A 23,170-nucleotide genomic window follows, 5' to 3' on the forward strand; every position below is an offset into this window, starting at 1 on the left:
GCCTTCAGCCCACCGCCTCGCCCTGCCGCCGCACCGCGAACCGCGCCAGTGCCGGCCCCAGGATCACGCAGGCGAAGAAGCGCAGCGCCTGGAGCGCCATCACATAGGGCACGTCGACCCTGGTCGAGGCCGCGATGATCGCGACCGAGTCCATGCCGCCGGGGCTAGTCGCAAGATAGGCGGTGATCGGATCGACGCCGCCGAAATGCGCGAGCAGGAAACCAATGCTGGCGGAAATGCCGATCAGCAGCAGGATCGACAGCAGGATGCGCGGCAGGGCGCGGGCGGCGGCGCGGACGATCTCGCGGGTGAAGTGCAGCCCGATGCGCCAGCCGACGATCGCATAGCTCGCCGCGAGCAGCCAGCCCGGCAGGTCGAAGCGCACCAGCCCGGCGATGTTGAGCGCCGTGCCGAGCAGCATCGCGCCGATCATCGCGCCGGCGGGCAGCTTGAAGCGCACGCCGAGCCATCCGCCGATCGCGGCGATGGCGAGCGTCGCGGCAAAGGCCACCGGATCGATCGGCGGGAACCAGTCGGCGGTCGGGCTCTCCATGCCGCCATGCGCGCCGACCAGCGCCGCGACGATCGAGGCGGTGCCCGCGACGCATACCACGCGGCTATAGGTCATCACCGCGACCAGCCGCCATTCCGCGCCATAGGATTGCGCCATCAGCACCATCGCCGCCGCGCCGCCGGGCATGCACCCCCACACCGCCACGCTGGGCGGGAGCCAGCCGAGCCGTCCGATCAGCAGGCCGATGCCCACGCCGACGCAAAGCGTCGCGGCGGTGACGGCGAAGAAGACCGGCCAATGCTCGATCACGGTGCTGACCGTGCCGGCGGTGAAGGAGCGGGCCACGAGCAGCCCGACGAGCGCCTGCGCCGCCTGGAAGGAAAGCGGCGGGACGGTGACGCCCTGGCCACGCGTCGCGAGCAGGATCGCCGCGATCATCGGGCCGAGCAAAAGACCCGCCGGCAAGCGCAACGCCTCCAGCACGCCGGCGAACGCCGCCGACAGCGCCAGCAGCAACGCCCAGCGGACAAGGGGCGGACCCGCGCCGGCCTCAGCCATGCCGGCCGATCGGAACGGTTGCGCGGGCGGGCGGGTGCATGCAGGCCTCGTACGGAGGGAAGACGGCGTTCCTCTCGCCCCGTACGCGGCGCTTGTCCAGCCGGTTCAGGTCACTCGGGATCCTTGCCAGCGGCCAGTGACTTTCGCTGTTCGGGGCGGATAACAGCGAAATAACAGGGAACGAATTTTTCTTTCCCTGCTATCGGGCGGATCTTGGGTCAAATCGCCCCAATTAATCCTGTAGTATCAAAGGGATGATTGGTACTTCCCTGTTATTCAATAACAGCGAACCGGGGTCGCAGGAACAGTGAAACCCAGCGCCCGAACAGGGAGCCGGCTTCGACAATCTCCGGACGATGCGAAAGAGCGGGAACGGCGTTACACACCATATCCGCCGCCACCTTATGACGATTTTTCGGAAGATTGAATCGATCGCATGGGATGCCCCGTTCGGCCGGTTCAGGCGGCGACCACGTCCCGTTCAGTGACATGGGCCTTCAGCCGGTCCCAGCCGAGCCGATGGCTACTTGACCCTATTCGCCACCAGATCATCCACCACCGCCGGATCGGCCAGCGTGCTGGTGTCGCCCAGGCTGGACACGTCGCCCTCGGCGATCTTGCGCAGGATGCGGCGCATGATCTTGCCCGAGCGGGTCTTGGGCAGGCCCGGCGCGAATTGCAGCGCGTCGGGCGCGGCGATCGGGCCGATTTCGGTGCGGACCCATTTGACCAGATCCTTGCGCAGCTCGTCCGACGCGGTCTCGCCCGAATTGAGCGTGACATAGGCGTAGATGCCCTGGCCCTTGATGTCATGCGGCATGCCGACCACCGCGGCCTCGGCGACCTTGGGGTGAAGCACCAGCGCCGATTCCACCTCGGCGGTGCCCATGCGGTGGCCCGACACGTTGATCACGTCGTCGACCCGGCCGGTGATCCACCAATAGCCGTCCTCGTCCCGCCGCGCGCCGTCACCGGTGAAATATTTGCCGCGATAGGTCGTGAAATAGGTCTGGAAGAAGCGATCATGATCGCCCCAGACGGTGCGCATCTGCCCCGGCCAGCTCTTCGCGATGACGAGATTGCCCTCGGTCGCGCCATTCAGCACATTGCCCTCGGTATCGACCAGTTGCGGGTCGACGCCCGGCATCGGCCGGGTCGCGCTGCCCGGCTTCAGGTCGGTCGCGCCGGGCATCGGGGCGATCATCGCGCCGCCGGTCTCGGTCTGCCACCAGGTGTCGATGATCGGGCAGCGGCCCTCGCCGACCACATCGTGATACCAGCGCCATGCCTCGGGATTGATCGGCTCGCCGACCGTGCCGAGCAGCCTGAGCGAGGCGCGGCTCGTCCTGCTCACATAATCGTCGCCCTCCTTCATCAGCGCGCGGAGCGCCGTGGGGGCCGTGAAGAGCGTGTGGACCTTGTGGCGATCGATCACCTGCCAGATGCGGCTGGCGTCGGGCCAGGTCGGCAGGCCCTCGAACATCAGCGTCGTCGCCCCGTTGGCGAGCGGGCCGTACAGGATATAGCTGTGGCCGGTGACCCAGCCGATATCGGCGGCGCACCACCACACGTCTCCGGCGCGGTAATCGAACGCCAGTTCATGCGTGAGGCTCGCCCAGAGCAGATAGCCGCCGCTGGTGTGGAGCACCCCCTTGGGCTGGCCGGTCGAGCCCGAGGTGTAGAGGATGAACAGCGGGTCCTCCGCGCCCATCGGCTCGGGCGGACAAATGGCGGACTCGTCCTTCGCTGCCTCATGATACCAGACGTCGCGGCCCTCGCGCATCGTCACGGCACCGCCAGTCGCCTGCACCACGATCACGGTCCTCAGCGCCGGCGCACGCTCGGCCGCGGCATCGACATTCGCCTTGAGCGGAATGCGCTTGCCGCCGCGCCGGCCTTCGTCGGCGGTGACGACGATCGCGCTGTCGCAATCAGTGATGCGCCCGGCCAGCGCCTCGGGCGAGAAGCCGCCGAACACCACGGAATGGATCGCCCCGATCCGCGCGCAGGCAAGGATGGCGAAGGCCGCCTCCGGGATCATCGGCATGTAGATGGTGACGCGATCGCCCTTCTTCGCGCCCTGGCTTTTCAGCACATTGGCGAAGCGGCAAACCTCGGCATGGAGCTCGCGATAGGTGAAGCGGCGCGGCTCCTCGCCCGGCTCGTCTGGTTCCCAGATCAACGCGGTCTGCTCGCCGCGCTTCGCGAGGTGCCGGTCGAGGCAATTGGCCGCGACGTTCAGCCGGCCGTCGGCGAACCACTGGATGTGGAAATCCTTTTCGCCGAACGACCAGTCGCCGGCGATCTCGGGTCGTTTGATCCAGTCGAGCCGGCGTGCCTGTTCGAGCCAGAAGCTGCCCGGATCGGCGAGGGATCGCCCGTAGAGCGTCTCATATCCGTCCGCGTCGAAGCGTGCGCGCTTCGCCCATTCGGGTGGTACGGGATAGAGCGTCTGATCGGACATGGCGTTCTCCTGCGCGCTCTCTTTGCCGCGAGAAGGAGCGATTGCAAGCCCGGCTTGGCGGCCCCTCCGTTTCGATGGTAGACCCGTCCTCCACGGGAGGGGACAAGCACATGACGGGCACGATCCTGGTCACGGGCGGCAGCGGGTACATCGCCGGCTATCTGATCCGCCAGCTTGCCGCCGAAGGGTGGACGATCAACGCCACGGTCCGATCGCTGAAGCGTGAGGCCGAGGTGCGCGCGGCGCTGGGCGTGCCGGGATCGTCGATCCGTTTCTTCGCCGCCGACCTCACGGACGATGCCGGCTGGGCCGAGGCAGTCGCCGGGTGCAGTCATGTCGCGCATGTCGCCTCGCCCTTTCCGCTCGCCGCGGCGAAGCATGAGGACGAGCTGATCGTGCCGGCGCGCGAGGGGGCGCTCCGGGCGCTCCGCTTCGCGTCGGAGGCAGGTGTTTCGCGCTTCGTGATGACTTCCTCGGTCGCGGCGATCGCTTATGGGCACCCGGGGGACCGGACCTATACCGAGGCGGACTGGACCGACGTGACCGCCCCCGGCGTGAACGCCTATGCCAAGTCGAAGACCATCGCCGAGCGGGCGGCGCGCGACTGGGTGGCGCAGCAGGGCGGGGCGATGCAATTCTGCACGATCAACCCGTCAGCGGTGCTCGGCCCCGTGATGAGCACGGATTATTCGACCTCGATCGAGTTCGTGAAGCGGTTGATGGACGGTTCGGTGCCCGGCTTTCCGCGGATCGGACTGGCGGTGGTCGATGTGCGTGATCTGGCCGACCTGCACGTCCGCGCGTTGACCGCGCCCGACGTGGCGAATGAGCGCTTCATCGGGGCGGGCCGTTTCATGATGACGCGCGAGATCGGCGAGGTGCTGCGCGCGCGGCTCGGGCGAGAAGCGCGCAAGGTGCCGACACGCGGCATCCCCGATTTCGTCCTGCGCTTGATGGGGCTGTTCGACAGCGGCGTGCGACAGATCGTCGGCGAGCTCGGACGCACAAGAGCAGTGGATTCGAGCCATGCGCTCGAGGTGCTGGGCTGGAAGACCAGGGCCGAGGAAGAGTCGATCGTCGACACCGCGCGCAGCCTGATCGATCGGGGGATATTGAAGGTTTGAGGGCGGGCTTCCCTACAGGAGAAGGGTTCAGCGCGCCTTCCCCGCGATCGCCGAGAGCGCAATCCCCGCGACGATGAAAGTCATGCCCCAGAAATGGAAGGCGTGGAGCGCTTCGCCCAGCAGCAGCGCCGCGAGCAGGGCGCCGAACAGCGGCATCAGCGTGATCATCTGCCCGGCCCGCCCCGCGCCGATCATGCCGACCGCGCGATTGTAGAGGAAATAGGCGAGGATCGACGGCAGCACCGCGACATAGGCGAAGGCGCCGAAGGTAACGGGGCGCCAGCGGACCGCGTCGCCGCTCAGCCATTCATGCATCGCGAGCGGCAGCATGGCGAGCGCGCCGATGGTGAAGGTGACGATGAGGAAGCTCAGCGGATCGACCTCGGGCCGGAGCCGGAGCAGCACGGTGTAGAGCGACCAGACCAGGCTCGCGGCGAGGATCAGCGCGTCGCCCGCGCCGAGCCGGAGATGAAGCAAGGTGTCGATATCGCCGGCGGAGACGACCCAGGCGACGCCGATGGTCGAGGCGATCACGCCGAGGATCTGCAGCGCCCGCGCCCGCTCGCCGAAGAAGAGGCGGCCGAACAGCACGACCAGTGCGGGGATCGCGGCCTGGATCAGCATCGCATTGGTCGCGGTGGTGTGGTGCAGGCCGGAATAGAGAAAGGCGTTGAACGCGGCCACGCCGAGCAGGCCGAGGACCAGCACCTCGCGCCACTGCGCACGCAGTGTCGAGGTGTCGGCGCGGAAGCGTCTCCACGCGAAGGGCGTCAGGATCATCGCCGCGCCGGCCCAGCGCACCAGCGCCAGGGTGAAGGGCGGAATATCGTCGCGGACCGCGCGGCCGACGATCGAATTGCCGGCCCAGAGCAGCATGACGATGGCGAGAAAGAGATAGGCGCGCAACTGGGCGGAGGGTGCGGCGGTGGTGGACTGCATGGGGGCCGTTATCGCATGGGCACTCGTTCGGCCAGATGGCGGTAGGCCGTTTTCCCCAAACGTCATGCCGGACTCGTTCCGGCATCCATCGTGCCGCGCGTACAACGGGTGTGGTGTGTGCGGGACGATGGACCCCGGGACAAGCCCGGGGTGGCGGTTTGGAGTGGCACCCCTGCTCTTTCTTTCGACTGTGGAAAGAAGAACGGCCCTTCGACAAGCTCAGGACGACCGGAGAGGGATAGTCGGCGGGATCTCGCCCCGGGCCTACACCACCCGGTACGGCACGGTGCCGCGCAGGTCCGGGTCGACCGCGATGTCGCGGTCGGCGGGCGGGAAGGCGCGCTGGTCGCAATCGTCGCGTGGGCAGAGCCGGCAGGAGATGCCGATCGGGATCGGCGGCGCGCTCCGGTCGAGCGCGTCGGCATAGACGAAGTCGGCGGCATGCTCCGCCTCGCACCCCAGGGTCACGGCATAGCGGCGCGGACTGCGGGTGAAGCTGCCCGAGGGTTTCACCAGCCCCTTGGCCATCGAGACATAACGCACACCATCGGGCGTTTCGGCATGCTGGACGAGGATCCGGTCGGGGATCGCGACGGCCTCGTGCACGATCCATAACGGGCAGGCGCCGCCGAAGCGGGCGAATTGCAGCCGGGTCGCGGAGTGCCGCTTGGTGATGTTGCCGGCCATGTCGACCCGGCAGAAATAAAAGGGGATGCCTTCCGCACCGGGGCGCTGCAGCGTCGACAGGCGGTGGCAGGCCTGTTCGAAGCTGACGCCGAAGCGGCGGCACAGCCGGTCGATGTCATGGCGCATCTGGCGGGCCGTCGCGCGGAACCGGGCATAGGGCATGGTCAGCGCGCCGGCGGCGTAATTGGCGAGGCCGATGCGCAGCAGGTTGCGCGCCTCGACGCTCGATACCGATGCGCCATCGACGATCTCCTGGATGGCGTCCGCGAAGTCGATCGCGACGAGCTGGTGGGCGATCAGGAAGCGGCGGCTTTCGGGCGGCATCGCGCCGTTGAGCGTCAGCCTGCCGCGCTGGCGGTCGAGCGCGCGCAGTGGCGCCGCTTCGTCCGGGGTCGTGACGATGGTGACACCGTGGTCGGCGAGACGGGCGACCAGCGCCGCTTCGCCGGGGCCGAGCTGCTCCGCCAGCGCCTCGGCGGCGCGGTCTAGCGGGTCGACATAATTGCCCGCGATATGAAACCAGTCGCGCACCGCTTCCCATGGCATGCGCGCGCCCGCATCGGAGATGCCGGAGGTCATGCTTTCCTCCACCATCTGCAGCCGTTCCTCGGCGGCGCGCACCGCGGCGTGGAGCGCGATGATGCGGTCGGCGATCTCGGGCCGCTCCTCGGCGAGCCGCTCGATCGCCTCGGGCGGCGGGGCCGGGGGCAGAGCGGGATCGGCCAGCGCGGCGGCCAGGCCGGTGAGGCGCATGGCCGGCGCGTCGCTCTCGATCAGCGCGCCGGGATGGCGGCGGCGCAGGGCGGCGGTCACAGATGGGGTCAGTGGCCGGTCGCCGCTTTCGAGCTGGGAGAGATAGGAAACGGAAATGCCCAGCCGCGCGGCCATCGCCGCCTGGTTCAGGCCCGCCGAGCGGCGCAGGGCGCGAAGCTGTTCGCCGGCATAGAGGCGTGGGGTGCGGGGCAAATTCGGGCTCCGGTCAGGTGCTCTCTTCCGTTCGCCCTGAGCTTGTCGAAAGGCTGTTCTTTCTTCGAGAGGCAAGAAGAAAGTACAGGGCTTCGACAAGCTCAGCCCGAACGGCGATGGGGATGGTTCAACTACTTCGCAAACGGCTTGTTCGCAACTTCGCAAATTCACATTTGCAAAACGCCGTGCACCTTGAAAGAGAGGCCCACCCATTCCGGAGTAGTGCATGCCGTCGACGATCGAGGAGCTTGAGCGCCGGCGCGAGGCCGCCCGCATGGGCGGTGGCGAGAAGCGGATCGCCGCGCAACACGCCAAGGGCAAGCTGACCGCGCGCGAGCGGCTCCAGGTGTTGCTCGATGAGGGCTCGTTCGAGGAGCTCGACATGTATGTCGAGCATAATTGCGTCGATTTCGGCATGCAGGATCAAATCGTTCCGGGCGACGGCGTCGTCACCGGATCGGGCACGATCAACGGCCGGCTGGTGTTCGTGTTCAGCCAGGACTTCACCGTGTTCGGCGGGTCGCTCAGCGAACGGCACGCGCAGAAGATCTGCAAGGTAATGGACACAGCGATGAAGGTCGGGGCGCCGGTGATCGGCCTGAACGATTCGGGCGGCGCGCGCATTCAGGAGGGCGTCGCCTCGCTTGGCGGCTATGCCGAAGTATTCCAGCGCAACGTGCTGGCGTCGGGCGTCGTCCCGCAGATTTCGCTGATCATGGGGCCGTGCGCGGGGGGCGCCGTCTATTCCCCCGCCATGACCGACTTCATCTTCATGGTGAAGGATAGCTCCTACATGTTCGTCACCGGCCCGGATGTAGTGAAGACCGTTACAAACGAGATCGTCACGCAGGAGGAACTGGGTGGAGCGGTGACGCATACCACGAAGTCGGGGGTCGCCGATGTGGCCTTCGATGACGATATCGAGGCGCTGCGCGCGGCCCGCGACTTCGTGGACTTCCTTCCCGCCTCGAACCGCGAGCCGGTGCCGGAGCGGCCGAGTTCCGATCCGTGGGACCGGGTGGAAGAGAGCCTGGACTCGCTCGTCCCGGCATCGGCCAACCAGCCCTATGACATGCACGAACTGATCCGGAAGACGGTCGATGAGGGCGATTTCTTCGAGATCCAGCCGACGCATGCGGCGAACATCATCATCGGGTTCGGGCGGATCGAGGGACGCACTGTCGGGTTCGTCGCCAATCAGCCCATGGTGCTGGCCGGCTGCCTCGACATCAATTCGTCCAAGAAGGCCGCGCGCTTCGTGCGGTTCTGCGATGCGTTCGAGATCCCGATCGTCACCTTTGTCGATGTGCCGGGCTTCCTGCCGGGGACCGCGCAGGAACTGAACGGCATCATCAAGCACGGCGCGAAGCTGCTTTTCGCTTATGCCGAAGCGACCGTGCCGAAGATCACCGTCATCACGCGGAAAGCCTATGGCGGGGCCTATGACGTCATGGCGTCGAAGCATCTGCGCGGCGATCTCAACTATGCCTGGCCGACTGCCGAGATCGCGGTGATGGGCGCGAAGGGCGCGGTCGAGATCATCTTTCGCGGCAGGAGCCGGGAAGAGATCGCCGAGCGCACCGCCGAATATGAGGCGCGCTTCGCCAACCCGTTCGTGGCGGCGTCCAAGGGCTTTATCGACGAAGTGATCCAGCCGCATTCGACCCGGCGGCGCATCGCGCTCGGCCTGCGCAAGCTGCGCGGCAAGAGTCTCGAAAATCCGTGGAAGAAGCACGATAACATACCGCTCTGACGCGAGGCCGATATGGGGCGGTTGCGCTCAATACCGGCTTGCGCGCAGGGTAGGATGCTCAACAAACGACAGGTGACGCAATGATCCTTTTCCTGACCATGGCTCTTCAGGCAGCGGCGCCGGCTGCGGCGGTGCCCGCCCCCGTGGCACCCTGGACTCCCCGCATGAAGGTCGATCCGGCGACCGGCGCGCAATCGGGCTCGGTCTCGGTATCCTCGGTCGAGGGTAAGGGCCGGCTGGTCGTGCGCTGCGACCGGCGCGCCGACAATGTCGTGTCGATCCAGTTCATCCCGACCCTGCCCTTCGCGGCGGCCACGCCGCGCCCGGTGTCGATCCAGGTCGACGGGGCCGCGCCGCTGGGCGCCAATTGGGATTTCCCGGGCAGCGGGACCTATATCGCCGACGACCAGATCGTGACGACGCTGACCAGCGCGATCGCGCACGCCAAGCTGATCAAGCTGCGCGTGATCGATCCGATGAACAACCCGATCGATGCGAGCTTCGCCGGCCCGCCGAGCGAAGCCCCGGTCAAGCAGGTGCTGGAGGCCTGCGGCTATGTCCTCGGCCAGGCGCCGGTACGCGCGCCGGCGCCCGCACCCAAGGCCGCGCCGGCGCAATGATCATCGGTCGCCTCAACCATGTCGGGGTGGCGACGCCGTCAATCGCGGCGGCGATCCCCTTTTATCGCGACGTGATGGGGGCGACCCGCATCCATGAGCCGTTCGATTTGCCGGCGCAGGGCGTGAAAGTGTGTTTCGTCGACACGCCCAACACGCAGATCGAGCTGATCGAGCCGTACGACGCCACCTCGCCGATCAACGGTTTCCTCGAGAAGAACCCGGCGGGCGGGCAGCATCACCTTTGCTACGAAGTGCCCGACATCCTCGAAGCCAGGGCCTGGTTCGAGGCCAAGGGCAAGCGCGTGCTCGGCGAGCCGCGCATCGGCGCGCATGGCACGCCGATCTTCTTCGTCCACCCGAAGGACATGGGCGGCGTGCTGACCGAGATCATGGAAACGCCGAAGGGGGATCATTGATGGCCTATGAGCATATCCTGAGCGAGCGCCGCGGCGACGTGCTGGTGCTCACCCTCAACCGCCCCGACCGGCTCAACGCGGCGCCGCCGGCGATGTTCGACGAACTGCGCGAGGCGCTGGGCGCGCTGGACGGCGCGCGGGCAGTGCTGTTCGCGGGCGCGGGGCGTGCTTTTTGTTCGGGCGCGGATGTGGGGGGCGGGGCGCTCGGCGCGGACAATCCGGGCGAGGCGACCTATCAGGCGCTGACCAACCATTATAACCGGACGATCGAGGCGGTCGCCGATCTCGGCGTGCCGGTGGTCAGCGCGGTGCGCGGGCCGGCGGCGGGGATTGGGTGCAGCCTCGCGCTCGCCGCCGATTTCTGCGTCGCGAGCGAGACCGCCTATTTCCTCCAGGCCTTCGTCAATATCGGCCTGGTGCCCGATGGCGGCGCGAGCTGGATGCTGCCGCGCCTGATCGGCAAGGCGCGCGCGACCGAGATGATGATGCTCGGCGAACGCGTGCTCGCGGCCAAGGCTTATGACTGGGGCATGATCCACAAGGTGACGGCTGACGACACGCTCGATGCCGAGGCCTTTGCGCTGGCCGAGCGGCTGGCGGCGGGGCCGACGGTCGCGCTCGGCCTGATGCGCCGCGGGCTCGCCCATGCGCTCGAGGTGGATTACGCCACCGCGATGCTGCGCGAGGCCGAGAACCAGCGCGCCGCGCGGGGCTCCGCGGATTCGATGGAGGGCGGCATCGCTTTCCTGCAGAAGCGCAAGCCGGCGTTCCGAGGGGCGTGATGACGCGCGACCGCCCATTTTCCACCGTTCGCCCTGAGCTTGTCGAAGGGCTGTCCTTCTTTCTTCGGTCGCAAGAAAGGGCAGGGCTTCGACAAGCTCAGCCCGAACGGAATTTTGGACTTGGGCGATGACCGAAAAGCCTAATCTCGAATCCTGGAGCGCCGCCGCCGCGAAGGAGGTGAAGGGCAAGGACCTGACCTGGCAGACGCCCGAGGGCATCGCGGTCAAGCCGCTCTACACCGCCGAGGATGTGGCGGATATCGACCCCGGCCTGCCCGGCTTCGCGCCCTTCACGCGCGGCGTGCGGGCATCGATGTATGCCGGGCGGCCCTGGACGATCCGCCAATATGCCGGTTTCTCGACCGCCGAGGCATCGAATGCCTTTTACCGCCGCAACCTCGCCGCCGGGCAGAAGGGGCTTTCGGTCGCGTTCGATCTCGCCACGCATCGTGGCTATGACAGCGATCATCCGCGTGTCACGGGCGATGTCGGCAAGGCCGGCGTGGCGATCGACACGATCGACGACATGAAGATCCTGTTCGACGGCATCCCGCTCGACAAGATGTCCGTCTCGATGACGATGAACGGCGCGGTGATCCCGATCCTCGCTTTCTTCATCGTCGCGGGCGAGGAGCAGGGCGTCCCCCAGGAGCAGCTGGACGGCACGATCCAGAACGACATCCTGAAGGAGTTCATGGTCCGCAACACCTATATCTACCCGCCCGAACCGAGCATGCGGATCATCTCGGACATCATCGGCTATACCTCGCGGCACATGCCGAAGTTCAACTCGATCTCGATCTCCGGCTATCACATGCAGGAAGCCGGGGCGACGCAGCTTCAGGAACTTGCCTTCACCATCGCCGACGGGCGCGAATACGCGAAGGCCGCGATGGCCTCGGGGCTCGATCTCGATGCGTTCGCCGGGCGGCTGAGCTTCTTCTTCGCGATCGGCATGAACTTCTTCATGGAAGTCGCCAAGCTGCGCGCGGCGCGGAAACTCTGGCACCGGGTGATGACCGACCTCGGTGCGAAGGATGAGCGCTCCAAGATGCTGCGCACGCATTGCCAGACATCGGGCGTGTCGCTGACCGAGCAGGACCCGTACAACAACGTCATCCGCACCACGATCGAGGCGATGGCGGCGATGCTCGGCGGCACGCAGAGCCTGCACACCAACGCGCTCGACGAAGCGATCGCGCTGCCCACCGACTTCTCCGCCCGCATCGCGCGCAACACGCAGATCGTGCTGCAGGAGGAGACCGGCATGACCCATGTCGTCGATCCGCTTGGCGGCAGCTATTATGTCGAGAGCCTGACGCAGGAGCTGTTCGACAAGGCCTGGGAGATCATCGAGCGGGTCGAGGCCGAGGGCGGCATGGCGAAGGCTGTCGCGGCAGGCTGGCCCAAGGCGATGATCGAGGAAGCCTCGGCCGGGCGTGCGGCGCGGGTCGACATGGGCGAGGACGTGATCGTCGGCGTCAACAAGTACAAGCTGGCGGAGGAGGATGCGATCGACATCCTCGACGTCGACAATGTCGCGGTGCGGGAATCGCAGATCGCGCGGATCAGGAAATCCAAGGCCGGCCGTGACGAGGACAAATGTCGGGCAGCGCTCGACGCGCTGCGCGAAGGTGCCGCCGGCACGGAGAATGTCCTCGGTCTCGCGGTCGAATGCGCGCGGCAGCGGGCGACCCTGGGCGAGATCAGCCAGGCGATGGAGGATGTGTTCGGGCGCTACGGCACCAATCCGACGCCCGTTTCCGGCATCTATGGCGGGGCGCACGAGTTCGACCGGCGCTGGCTCGGGCTGCTCGACGGGGTCACGTCGCTGACGCATCGCATGGGCCGCAAGCCGCGGCTGCTCGTCGCCAAGATGGGGCAGGACGGGCATGATCGCGGCGCGAACCTGGTGAGCTCGGCATTCGGCGATCTCGGCTTCGAGGTGGTACCGGGGCCGCTGTTCCAGACGCCGAAGGAAGCCGCCGATCTCGCCATCGCCTCCGATGTCGACGTGGTCGGCGCCTCGTCGCTGGCGGCGGGACACAAGACCTTGATCCCGGAGTTGATCGGCCATCTGCGCGAGGCGGGCCGGGGCGATATCAAGGTGATCGCGGGCGGCGTGATCCCCGCGCAGGATTACCAGTATCTGCGGGATGCCGGGGTGCAGGGGATTTTCGGGCCCGGTACCAATCTGGTGAATGCGGCCGGCGAGGTGTTGAAATTGCTGGGGCATAATTTGCCCCCGATCGAGGAAGCTGCTGAATGAGCGACACTTTTGAACTCCCCTCCCGCTTGCGGGAGGGGCCGGGGGTGGGCTCGCGCTATCCTCAGGCGGACCGTATGTTGGAACCGGGCGCCCACCCCCCAGCCCCCTCCCGCAAGCGGGAGGGGGAGCAGGTTCGGAACGACTGGACTCGCGCCGACATCGCCGCGCTGTTCGATCTCCCCTTCACCGAGCTCGTCTTCCGCGCCGCCGAAGTCCATCGCGCGCACCACGCCGCGGGTGAGGTCCAGCTCTGCACGTTGCTCTCGATCAAGACCGGCGGTTGCCCGGAGGATTGCGGTTATTGCTCCCAGTCGGCTTCCGCAGAGTCCGGCCTCAAGGCCGAGAAGCTGATGGAAGTGCAGGCCGTGCTCGCCGCCGCCGCCGAGGCCAAGGCGGCGGGCTCGCAGCGTTTCTGCATGGGCGCCGCCTGGCGCAACCCCAAGGACCGCGACATGGGCGCGGTCGTCGCGATGGTCGAGGGCGTCAAGGCGATGGGCCTCGAGACCTGCATGACGCTCGGCATGCTCGAGCCGCATCAGGCGCATCAATTGGCCAAGGCGGGGCTCGATTACTACAACCATAATATCGATACCTCGCCCGAACATTATGGCGAGGTCATCACGACGCGGACCTTCCAGGACCGGCTCGACACGCTGGAGAATGTCCGCCAGGCCGGCATCAATGTCTGCTCGGGCGGGATCGTCGGCATGGGCGAGACGCGGGCCGACCGGGTCGGTTTCGTCCATACTCTCGCCACCTTGCCGCGCCATCCGGAGAGCGTGCCGGTCAATGCGCTGGTGCCGGTCAGGGGCACCGTGCTGGGCGACATGCTCGCCGACACGCCGCTCGCCAAGATCGACGATATCGAATTCGTCCGCGCCGTCGCGGTCGCGCGCATCACCATGCCGCTGTCGATGGTCCGCCTCTCGGCCGGCCGCGAGAGCATGAGCGAGGCGACTCAGGCGCTCTGCTTCATGGCGGGCGCCAATTCGATCTTCACCGGCGAGAAATTGCTGACCACCGGCAATGCCGGCGGCGGTGCGGACGAAGCGCTGTTCGCCAAGCTCGGCCTCAAGCCGATGGAGGGCGAGGAGCCGATGCGCGAAAAATCCCCCTCCCGCCTGCGAGTTTCAGGTCGGTCAAGCCCCCGGCTTGACCTGAACGATGCGGGGCATCGTTCACCTGAAACTGGGCCAGGGGAGGGCCTGTCCTTCAGATCGGACCTGGCTGTAGCGGGACAGGCCCTCCCCCAACCCCTCCCGCAAGCGGGAGGGGAGTAAGTGTTCAAGAAAATCCTGGTCGCGAACCGCGGTGAGATCGCGTGCCGCGTCATGCGTACCGCCAAGAAAATGGGGATCGCCACCGTCGCGGTCTATTCCGACGCTGACGCGCGCAGCCCGCATGTGCTGATGGCGGACGAGTCGGTGCGGCTTGGGCCGCCGCCGGCGGGCGAGAGCTATCTGCTGGCCGACCTGATCCTGCTCGCCGCGAAGGAAACCGGCGCTGACTGCATCCATCCCGGCTACGGCTTCCTGTCCGAGCGCGAGAGCTTTGCGCGCGCCTGCGCCGAGGCCGGCATCGCGTTCGTCGGCCCGCCGCCGAACGCCATCGCCGCGATGGGCGACAAGATCGAATCGAAGAAGCTGGCCAAGGCGGCCGGCGTCAATGTCGTGCCCGGCTTCCTCGGCGAGATCGACGATACCGAGCATGCCGTGCGCATCGCCTCGGACATCGGCTATCCGGTGATGATGAAGGCCTCGGCCGGCGGCGGCGGCAAGGGCATGCGGCTTGCTTATTCGGAGCAGGACGTCCGCGAGGGCTTCGAGGCGACCAAGCGCGAGGGCCTGGCCAGCTTCGGCGACGACCGCGTGTTCATCGAGAAGTTCATCGAGAGTCCGCGCCATATCGAGATCCAGGTGATGGGCGACCAGCACGGTAACATCGTCTATCTCGGCGAGCGCGAATGCTCGATCCAGCGCCGGCACCAGAAAGTGGTCGAAGAGGCGCCGTCGCCCTTCGTCACGCCCGAGATGCGCAAGGCGATGGGCGAGCAGGCCGTCGCGCTGGCCGCGGCGGTCGGCTATTTCAGCGCGGGCACGGTCGAGCTGATCGTCTCCGGCGCCGATACCTCGGGCAAGGGTTTCTACTTCCTCGAGATGAACACCCGGCTCCAGGTCGAGCATCCCGTCACGGAATGCATCACCGGCCTCGATTTGGTCGAGCTGATGATCCGCGTCGCCGCGGGCGAGCCGCTTGGCTTCACCCAGGACGACGTCACGCTCACCGGCTGGGCGATCGAGAACCGCGTCTATGCCGAGGACCCCTATCGCGGCTTCCTGCCCTCGATCGGGCGGCTGGTGCGGTATAACCCTCCTGCGAGCACTGAGACGCCCTATCATGAAGTCCCCCTCCCGCTTGCGGGAGGGGTTAGGGGAGGGCCTGTCACGGACTCCGCCTCCGACAGGACAGGCCCTCCCCCGACCCCTCCCGTCAACGGGAGGGGGGAAGAAGGGGACGGCGAAGCCTATGTCCGTGTCGATGACGGGGTGCGCGAGGGCGGCGAAGTCTCGATGTTCTACGACCCGATGATCGCCAAGCTGATCACCTGGGCGCCAACGCGCGAGGAAGCGATCGACACCCAGATTGCGGCGCTCGACGCGTTCGAGATTGAGGGGCCGGGCAACAATATCGACTTCGTCTCGGCGCTGATGCAGCATCCGCGCTTCCGCGAAGGCGCGCTGACCACCGGCTTCATCGCCGAGGAATATCCCGATGGTTTCCACGGCGCGCCGGCATCGCCCGAACTGGTCCGCAGTCTCGCCGCCATCGCCGCCTTTGCCGCGACCGCCGAGGCCGACCGCGCGCGGCGGATCGACGGGCAGCTTGGCAAGCGGCTCCAGCCGCCGTTCGACTGGGTGGTGAAGATCGGCGATGCCGAGCATGCGGTGACGATCTCGCCCGACGGCCTCACCGTCGATGGCGAGGAGCTGGACATTGCGCTCGAATATACGCCGGGCGACCGGGTGGTCGAGGCGGAGATCGGCGACGAAATACTGATCGTGAAGATCGCGCGCGCCGGCGCCGGGTTCCGCCTGACCACACGCGGCGCCTCGCACCAGGCGCGTGTGCTGCCCGCGCATGTCGCGCCGTTCGCGAAACACCTGATCGAGAAGATCCCGCCCGACCTGTCGAAATTCCTGCTCGCGCCGATGCCGGGGCTGCTGATGCGGCTCGATGTCGCGGCGGGCGACAAGGTCGAGGCGGGCCAGCCGCTCGCCGTGGTCGAGGCGATGAAGATGGAGAATATCCTGCGCGCCGCCAAGACCGGAAGGGTCAAATCGATCAATGCGGCGCCGGGCGACAGCCTCGCGGTGGATGCGGTGATCCTGGAGCTGGAATAACCGCCGGACAGCGCTCCGCGGTGCTTGTCGGAGTATATTTTGGTCTTCGACCGGGCAAGTAACGACACTGCAAGATTGTGAAAAAGCGCGTTATTTCGGTCGTTCCGCGTTCCGGGGCGACAAATTGCGACAATATTTCGATGGACCCAAACCGGCCCCATGGCCATTTGTGCCGGTATGTTTCGCAAGCGCATCCTTCTGTTGCTCACCGTCGCCCTGCCGCTTCAGGCGTGCGTGGTCGGCCCGGATTATGCCCCGCCCGCGCCCGGTGCGCTGGGCGTGCCGGGGGGCTATTCCACCCCGGCGCCGTCGGGCCAGCCGGCCGATATCGCGGCCTGGTGGACCAGCTTCAACGATCCGCTGCTGACCTCGATCATCGACCGGGCGCGCAGCGGCAATCTCGATATCGCCCAGGCCGTGGCGCGGCTGCGCCAGGCACGCGAATCGCTGGTACAGGCCCGCGCTGCGCGGCTGCCGAGCGTCAGTGGTTCGGCCGGCTATGGCCGCGACCTGCTCGACGCGACCGGCCCGCGCGACAGTTTCTCGATCGGGGCGGATGCCTCGTACCAGGCCGATCTGTTCGGCGGCGTCAGCCGCAGCATCGAGGCGTCGCGCGCGAGCTATGCTGGCAGCGGTTATGATCTCGCGACGGTGCAGACCTCGATCGCGGCCGAGGCGGGGCGCAACTATATCCTCGCCCGCCAGGCCCAGGCCAGTCTCGCCATTGCGCGCAATTCGCTCGGCATTCAGGACGACAATCTCGAGATCAGCGGCTTCCGGGTCCAGGCCGGGCTGGTCTCCTCGCTCGATGTTGAGCAGTCGCGCGCCCAGCGTGCGCAGACCGCGGCGACCATCCCCTCGCTCGAGCAGAATTACCAGTCGGCGGTGAACCGGCTCGGCGTGCTCACCGGCCAGGCGCCGGGCGCGCTCAAGGCCGAACTCGAGGCGACCGCGCCGATTCCCGCCGGGCCGGCAACCATCGCGGTCGGCATTCCCGCCGATGCGCTGCGCCAGCGCCCCGATGTCCGCGCGGCCGAGCGTCGCCTCGCTGCCGCCACCGCGCAGATCGGGGTGGCCGAGGCGCAGCTGTATCCGGCGCTCAACATCACCGGCAATATCGGCACGGCTGCCACCTCGTTCGGCAGCCTGGCGAGTGTCGTCACCGGCGGGCTGTTCGCTGGCCTCAGCCAGCTGATCTTCGACGGCGGACGCGCTCGCGCGCAGGTCCGCTCGCAACAGGCGGCAGCCGAGGGTGCCCTCGCGCTCTACAAGCAGACCGTGCTGACCGCGCTGGAGGATGTCGAGAATGCGCTGACCGCGCTTCAGGCGGCGAAGGATCGGCAGGCGCAGTTCGTCATCGCGCTCGACGCGGCGAACAACAGCGCGATCCTGTCGCGCAGCCAGTATCGCGCCGGCCTGACCGATATCACCACGCTCAACACCAATGAGAGCGCGCTGCTCTCGGCGCAGAACGGGCTGTCCAATGCGAAGGCCGATCAGGCCCAGGCGCTGGTCCAGCTCTATCTTGCCCTTGGCGGCGGCTGGGACAGCACGACCGTGCCCCAGGCCCCGACGACACAGACTCCCTAGGAAGCATCGATGGCCGATCCGAACAGCAATGATCTCGACGAATTCCTCGGCGTGAAGACAGCGCCGGCATGGCAGCGCTACGCCAAATGGGGGGCGATTGCCGTCGGCGTGATCCTGCTCCTGCTGCTGGCGAAGAGCTATTTCGCGGGCCCCACCACGGGTGGCTATGCGACCGCCGAGGTGCGGCGCGGCTCGCTGTCGGTGACGGTCTCGGCCACCGGCAAGCTCGCCCCGACCAATCAGGTCCAGGTCGGCTCGGAGCTTTCGGGTCTCGTCACCAAGGTGGTGGCGGATGTGAACGATCGCGTGGTGGCGGGCCAGCCGCTCGCGCTGGTCGATCCCTCGCGGTTCCAGGACACGGTCAACCAGAGCAAGGCCGCGCTCGATGCGGCGGTGGCGACGGTCGGGCAGAACCAGGCGACCCTTGCCCAGTCCAACGCGCAGCTGTCGCGTCTGCAGGAAGTCAGCCGGCTGTCGGGCGGGCGCGTTCCGGCCAAGACCGAGATGGAGCAGGCAATCGCTGACCGCGACCGCGCGATCGCCAACCTGCGTGCCGCCCAGGCGAACGTGGTGTCGGCGCGTGCCGCCCTGTCCTCGAACAATACCCAGCTGACCAAGACGGTGATCCGCTCGCCGGTCAACGGCGTGGTGCTCGCACGCCAGATCGAGCCGGGCCAGACCGTTGCCGCCTCGTTCAACACGCCGACCCTGTTCGTCATCGCGCAGGATCTGTCGACGATGAAACTCGAGGTCGCGATCGACGAGGCCGATGTCGGGTCGGTGAAACAGGGCCAGCAGGCGACCTTCACGGTCGATGCGTTCCCGGGCAAGACCTTCCCGGCCTCGATCACGCGGGTCGATCTCGGATCGAATCTCAGCGCGCAGACGACCACGACGACGACCACCACGACCGCGCAGGTCGTGTCCTATGGTGCCACGCTCAGCGTCGCCAATGCCGACCAGCAGCTTCGCCCCGGCATGACCGCGACCGCCGACATCGTGACCAATGCGCGCAACAATGTCCTGCTCGTCCCCAATGCGGCGCTGCGTTTCACCCCGACTGTCGACACGCCCGCGGCGTCCGCCAGCGGCGGCATCGCGGGGGCTCTCGTCCCGACCCGGCGGCGTGGCGGCGCGGGCGCGCCGCGCACCGCGACGATCGGTGCCGGGGCGAAGCAGACCGTCTATATCAAGGGCGAGGACGGCAAGCCCAAGCCCGTCGAGATCACCACCGGCGTGACCAATGGCACCGTGACCGAAGTGGTCGGCGGCGGCCTGAAGCCCGGCGATCAGGTCATCACCGGCCAGCTCAGCGGTGACAGTTCGAAGAGCGGCAGCGGCCAGCGGCGGCGCTCCGGCGCGGGCGGTGCTGGTGGGGTCGGTGCAGGCGGTGGGCAGCGCAGTGGCCAGTGAAACGCCAGCGGAGGGTCCGCTGCCCCTTATTCGGCTGCGCAAGATCACCAAGACCTATGGCGTAGGCCCGACCGCGTTCAGGGCGCTGAAGGGTGTAGATCTCGACATCCAGCAGGGCGATTTCATCGCGGTGATGGGCGCGTCCGGCTCGGGCAAGTCGACCACGATGAACATTCTAGGCTGCCTCGACGTGCCGAGTTCGGGCACCTTCCTGTTCCGCGGCCATCATATCGAGACGCTCGGCCGCGACGAGCGCGCGCTGCTGCGCCGGCGCTATCTCGGTTTCGTGTTCCAGGGCTTTAACCTGCTGGCGCGCACCACCGCGCTGGAGAATGTCGAGCTGCCCCTGCTCTATCGCGGCGATCCCAAGAAGGAACGCCATGACGCGGCGATGGCGGCGCTCGACAAGGTCGGACTGGCGAAATGGTGGGACCATACGCCGGCGGAATTGTCGGGCGGCCAGCAGCAGCGCGTGGCCATCGCCCGCGCGATCGTGACCTCGCCCGACGTGCTGCTTGCCGACGAGCCGACCGGCAACCTGGATTCGGAGCGGTCGGTCGAGATCATGGAATTGCTCAGCGGCCTCAACCGCGATGCCGGCATCACCGTGCTGATGGTGACGCACGAACCCGACATGGCGGCGTTCGCGCGCACCATCGTGCATTTCAAGGACGGGCTGGTCGAGCGAATCGACAGCAAGCACCATGAAGGGGAGCAGGTGTCGTGAGGCGTCTCACTTCTTCATCCCCCTCCCGCTTGCGGGAGGGGCTAGGGGAGGGCCTGTCAACCAGCGCTCCGCTCTCCTTCGGACAAGCCCTCCCCCGACCCCTCCCGCAAGCGGGAGGGGAGAAGTAGATGCTCGCCACCACCTTCCTCCTCGCGATCCGCTCGATCCTGCGTCACAAGCTCAGGTCGTTCCTGACCACGCTCGGCATCATCATCGGCGTCGGCGCGGTCGTCACCATGGTGACGCTCGGCCAGGCGACCACCGCAGCGGTGCAGAAGCAGATCGCCGCACTCGGCACCAACGTGCTGCAGGTCCGTCCCGGCCAGGGCTTCGGCCGTGGTGGTGGCGGTCCGCGTCCGGCCGATTTCAAGCCGGAGGACGTCACCGCGATCAAGGACCAGATCGCCGGCGTCACCGCGGTCGCGCCCCAGGCGCAGACGACCGCGACGGCGATCTATGAAGGCGCCAACTGGTCGACCACGATCAACGGCACCACGCTCGGCTATTTCGAGGTCCAGCCCTGGCCGCTCACCGCCGGCCGGCTGTTCACCACCACCGAGGAGCAGGCAGGCAAGAGCGTCTGCATCATCGGCAGCACGGTCGCGCAGAATCTCTATCGCGGCGGTGCGGCGGTGGGCACGCGCATGCGCATCGGCGGCATCTCCTGCGACGTGATCGGCGTGCTCTCGACGCGCGGCCAGGCCGGTTTCGGCGGCGACCAGGACGATGTGGTGATCATGCCGCTCAAGGCCGTGCAGCGCCGCTTCATCGGCAGCACCGACGTGCGGCTGATCCTGGTCGGCGTCGACGAGGCCTATTCGACCGCGACGGTGCAGACCGGGATCGAAGGCCTGATGCGCGAGCGGCGCAACATCACCGGCAGCAAGACCGACGATTTCAACATCTTCGACACCAAGCAGATTTCCGACACGCTGACCGGCACCACGACCCTGCTGACCAGCATCGTCACCGCGGTGGCGGCGATCTCGCTGCTGGTCGGCGGAATCGGAATCATGAACATCATGCTCGTCTCCGTGACCGAACGGACCCGCGAGATCGGCATCCGCCTCGCGATCGGCGCGGTGGCGCGCGAGGTGCTGCTGCAGTTCCTGGTCGAGGCGGTGGCCCTGTCGTGCCTCGGCGGGCTGATCGGCTTGGTCGTGGCGCAGATCGCGATTCTCTCGCTGGCGCCGCTGATGAAGGTGAGCTGGATCTTCGTGCCGCAGATCAATGTGCTGGCGTTCGGGATATCGGCGGTGATCGGCGTGGTGTTCGGCTATTTCCCAGCACGGCGGGCGGCGTCGCTAAACCCGATCGACGCGCTAAGGCACGAGTAAGATCCCCCTCGTATTGGGGAGGATTGAAGGCTTAGAAAACCAACCCCCGCAGCCTTTCCAGATCCTCCGGCGTATCGATATCGATCAGCTCCGCCGGCGACGTCACGACATGCCGGCCTTTGCGCACCAGATCGCGGGCACCGGCATCGCCTTCGAGCGTCAGCAGGAAATCGAATTGCGCCGCGCCGAAGGCAGCAGGGGGACAAGGGCGGATGCCGTCGCTCGACGCGACCACCGAATGGCACGAATCCACCGCTTCGAGCAGGTGATAGACATGCGAGGCGGTCACGCGCGGCATGTCGGCAAGCGCGATCAGCACTGCCTCGGCACCCTCGTCCCGGGCGGATTGCACGCCCAGCTTCACGGAGCGCGACATGCCGATCATTGGCTCGTCATTGTGGATCACCCGATAGCCCCGGCTGGCGAAATCGAGGTCAGTGCCGTTCTTCACCACGATGCGCGACTGGAACGGGATGTCCTCGAACGCGGTGACCACGTGCATCGCCAGCGGATGGCCGAGGAATGTCTGCTCGAGCTTGTCCAGATCGCCGAAACGCTCGGATCGCCCGGCCGCGAGCAGGATCAGCACGGTCTTCTCGACATGGATCATGCGTGTTTGCCGTCCCTTGAATTGAAGGCCCCGACCATTGCCGCCGCGATCGACAGCGCGATCTCGGCCGGGCCGATCGCGCCGATGTCGAGGCCGACCGGCGCATCTATGCGGTCGATATCCTGCGCACCAACCCCCTGGGCGGCGAGCCGTTCCCGGCGCGCGGCGTGGCTGCGGCGGGAGCCGAGCGCGCCGACATAAGCGGTCGGCGCGGAGAGGGCGGCGAGCAAAGCGGGGTCGTCGATCTTGGTGTCGTGGCTGAGCGTCACCACGGCGGTCGAGGGCCCGGGCGCATAGGCGGCGACGGCCTCGTCCGGCCAGCGATCGTCGAGGGTGACCCCGGGGAAACGCTCTTCGGTGAGGAACCGCGCTCTCGGATCGATCACCACGGTGTCGATCCCCAGTTCGCGTGCGAGGCCGGCCAGGGCCTGGGCGATCTGCACCGCGCCGACGATCAGCAACCGGCGCGGCGGATCGTAGCGGTTGAGAAAGGCGGAACCCGTCTCGAGCGGCCGGGCGTCGCTATGGCCGGTCGCAAGGTCGGTCGCGACGGTCAGCGCCTGGCCGGCATCGCGTGCCTCGGCGATGCGGTCGAACAGCTCGGGGTCGAAGCCCTCGGCCGAGACAGGCTGGACCATCACCGCGATCTCGCCGCCACAGGGCAGGCCGACTTCCCACGCAGCGGCATCGGCCACGCCGTATGTCTTCACCTGGAACGGCGCGCCGGCGATCACCTCGGCGGCGGTGGCGAGGATGTCGCTCTCGACGCAGCCGCCCGAGACCGAGCCCTCGAACCGGCCATCGGCATGCACCAGCATATGGCTGCCGCGCGGGCGCGGCGCCGATCCCCAGGTCGAGACGACCGTGGCGATCGCCATCGGTGCGCCTTTCCAGGCGGCGGCTGCGGTCAGGACGGTGTCGTTATCGGCCATAAACTTCCTTCGTCATGCTGAACTTGTTTCAGCATCCATGCGCGGCCAATTGGTCCAACAGCGGCGCC

Annotated in this window: 18 protein-coding genes; 12 read left to right on the plus strand and 6 right to left on the minus strand. The window is 67.3% G+C overall.

Annotated elements, in window-relative coordinates; all coding sequences use genetic code 11:
* Positions 1-4 precede the first annotated feature (4 nt).
* Both ACZ1I2_RS07595 and acs read right to left on the minus strand, forming a co-directional pair.
* A complete protein-coding gene (locus ACZ1I2_RS07595; RefSeq protein WP_465174540.1) occupies positions 5-1,072 on the minus strand; it encodes an AbrB family transcriptional regulator in 1,068 nt (355 codons plus the stop codon).
* Between the two features lie 523 nt (positions 1,073-1,595).
* Positions 1,596-3,536, minus strand: coding sequence for an acetate--CoA ligase (gene acs, locus ACZ1I2_RS07600; protein WP_465174539.1), 1,941 nt, complete (start codon positions 3,534-3,536; stop codon positions 1,596-1,598).
* A gap of 110 nt (positions 3,537-3,646) precedes the next feature.
* Between acs and ACZ1I2_RS07605 the strand changes: the two genes are divergently transcribed.
* Positions 3,647-4,660, plus strand: a complete 1,014-nt coding sequence (locus ACZ1I2_RS07605) for an SDR family oxidoreductase (RefSeq protein WP_465170284.1) — start codon at positions 3,647-3,649, stop codon at positions 4,658-4,660.
* A gap of 27 nt (positions 4,661-4,687) precedes the next feature.
* Here the strand turns inward: ACZ1I2_RS07605 and ACZ1I2_RS07610 are convergent, their stop codons facing one another.
* Together ACZ1I2_RS07610 and ACZ1I2_RS07615 are read right to left on the minus strand one after the other, a co-directional pair.
* Positions 4,688-5,599 carry a DMT family transporter gene (locus ACZ1I2_RS07610; protein WP_465170283.1) on the minus strand — a complete coding sequence of 304 codons (912 nt, stop codon included), beginning with the start codon at positions 5,597-5,599 and terminating at the stop codon, positions 4,688-4,690.
* A gap of 264 nt (positions 5,600-5,863) precedes the next feature.
* Positions 5,864-7,252 (minus strand): helix-turn-helix domain-containing protein, encoded by a 1,389-nt coding sequence (locus ACZ1I2_RS07615; protein WP_465174538.1) that lies wholly within the window; start codon positions 7,250-7,252, stop codon positions 5,864-5,866.
* A gap of 226 nt (positions 7,253-7,478) precedes the next feature.
* On the opposite strand from ACZ1I2_RS07615, the gene ACZ1I2_RS07620 reads away from it, so the two are divergent.
* From ACZ1I2_RS07620 to ACZ1I2_RS07670, 11 genes are all read left to right on the plus strand, one after another.
* On the plus strand, positions 7,479-9,005 hold the full coding sequence (locus tag ACZ1I2_RS07620) for an acyl-CoA carboxylase subunit beta (RefSeq protein ID WP_465174537.1): 1,527 nt from the start codon (positions 7,479-7,481) through the stop codon (positions 9,003-9,005).
* An 80-nt stretch (positions 9,006-9,085) separates the two neighbouring features.
* Positions 9,086-9,625: a hypothetical protein gene (locus tag ACZ1I2_RS07625; protein WP_465174536.1), complete on the plus strand. Its 540-nt coding sequence runs from the start codon at positions 9,086-9,088 to the stop codon at positions 9,623-9,625.
* Positions 9,622-10,041 carry a methylmalonyl-CoA epimerase gene (gene mce / locus ACZ1I2_RS07630; RefSeq protein WP_465174535.1) on the plus strand — a complete coding sequence of 140 codons (420 nt, stop codon included), beginning with the start codon at positions 9,622-9,624 and terminating at the stop codon, positions 10,039-10,041. The genes ACZ1I2_RS07625 and mce overlap by 4 nt, the downstream gene beginning before the upstream one ends.
* Positions 10,041-10,823, plus strand: coding sequence for an enoyl-CoA hydratase-related protein (locus tag ACZ1I2_RS07635; RefSeq protein WP_465174534.1), 783 nt, complete (start codon positions 10,041-10,043; stop codon positions 10,821-10,823). Before mce ends, ACZ1I2_RS07635 begins: the two co-directional genes overlap by 1 nt.
* A 127-nt stretch (positions 10,824-10,950) precedes the next feature.
* The gene (gene scpA, locus ACZ1I2_RS07640) at positions 10,951-13,092 is read left to right on the plus strand and encodes a methylmalonyl-CoA mutase (protein WP_465174533.1); all 2,142 of its coding nucleotides are present in this window, start codon (positions 10,951-10,953) and stop codon (positions 13,090-13,092) included.
* Positions 13,093-13,166: 74 nt separating this feature from the next.
* A complete protein-coding gene (gene bioB, locus ACZ1I2_RS07645) occupies positions 13,167-14,372 on the plus strand; it encodes a biotin synthase BioB (RefSeq protein WP_465174532.1) in 1,206 nt (401 codons plus the stop codon).
* A gap of 51 nt (positions 14,373-14,423) precedes the next feature.
* A complete protein-coding gene (locus ACZ1I2_RS07650; protein ID WP_465181653.1) occupies positions 14,424-16,493 on the plus strand; it encodes an ATP-binding protein in 2,070 nt (689 codons plus the stop codon).
* 177 nt (positions 16,494-16,670) lie between these two features.
* Positions 16,671-18,083, plus strand: coding sequence for an efflux transporter outer membrane subunit (locus ACZ1I2_RS07655; RefSeq protein WP_465181616.1), 1,413 nt, complete (start codon positions 16,671-16,673; stop codon positions 18,081-18,083).
* Positions 18,084-18,092: 9 nt separating this feature from the next.
* Complete coding sequence (locus tag ACZ1I2_RS07660; protein ID WP_465170273.1) at positions 18,093-19,496, plus strand: efflux RND transporter periplasmic adaptor subunit; 1,404 nt, start codon at positions 18,093-18,095, stop codon at positions 19,494-19,496.
* A complete protein-coding gene (locus ACZ1I2_RS07665; RefSeq protein ID WP_465170272.1) occupies positions 19,486-20,223 on the plus strand; it encodes an ABC transporter ATP-binding protein in 738 nt (245 codons plus the stop codon). Before ACZ1I2_RS07660 ends, ACZ1I2_RS07665 begins: the two co-directional genes overlap by 11 nt.
* A gap of 128 nt (positions 20,224-20,351) precedes the next feature.
* Positions 20,352-21,560: an ABC transporter permease gene (locus ACZ1I2_RS07670; protein WP_465170271.1), complete on the plus strand. Its 1,209-nt coding sequence runs from the start codon at positions 20,352-20,354 to the stop codon at positions 21,558-21,560.
* A 31-nt stretch (positions 21,561-21,591) separates the two neighbouring features.
* Here ACZ1I2_RS07670 and ACZ1I2_RS07675 read toward each other — a convergent pair whose 3' ends face one another.
* Entirely contained in the window at positions 21,592-22,170 is a 579-nt protein-coding gene (locus tag ACZ1I2_RS07675) for a nucleotidyltransferase family protein (protein WP_465174529.1), read from the minus strand.
* Positions 22,167-23,102 (minus strand): XdhC family protein, encoded by a 936-nt coding sequence (locus ACZ1I2_RS07680; protein WP_465174528.1) that lies wholly within the window; start codon positions 23,100-23,102, stop codon positions 22,167-22,169. Before ACZ1I2_RS07680 ends, ACZ1I2_RS07675 begins: the two co-directional genes overlap by 4 nt.
* Positions 23,103-23,170 lie beyond the last annotated feature (68 nt).

Source organism: Sphingomonas sp. BL-S-29 (assembly GCF_055521495.1).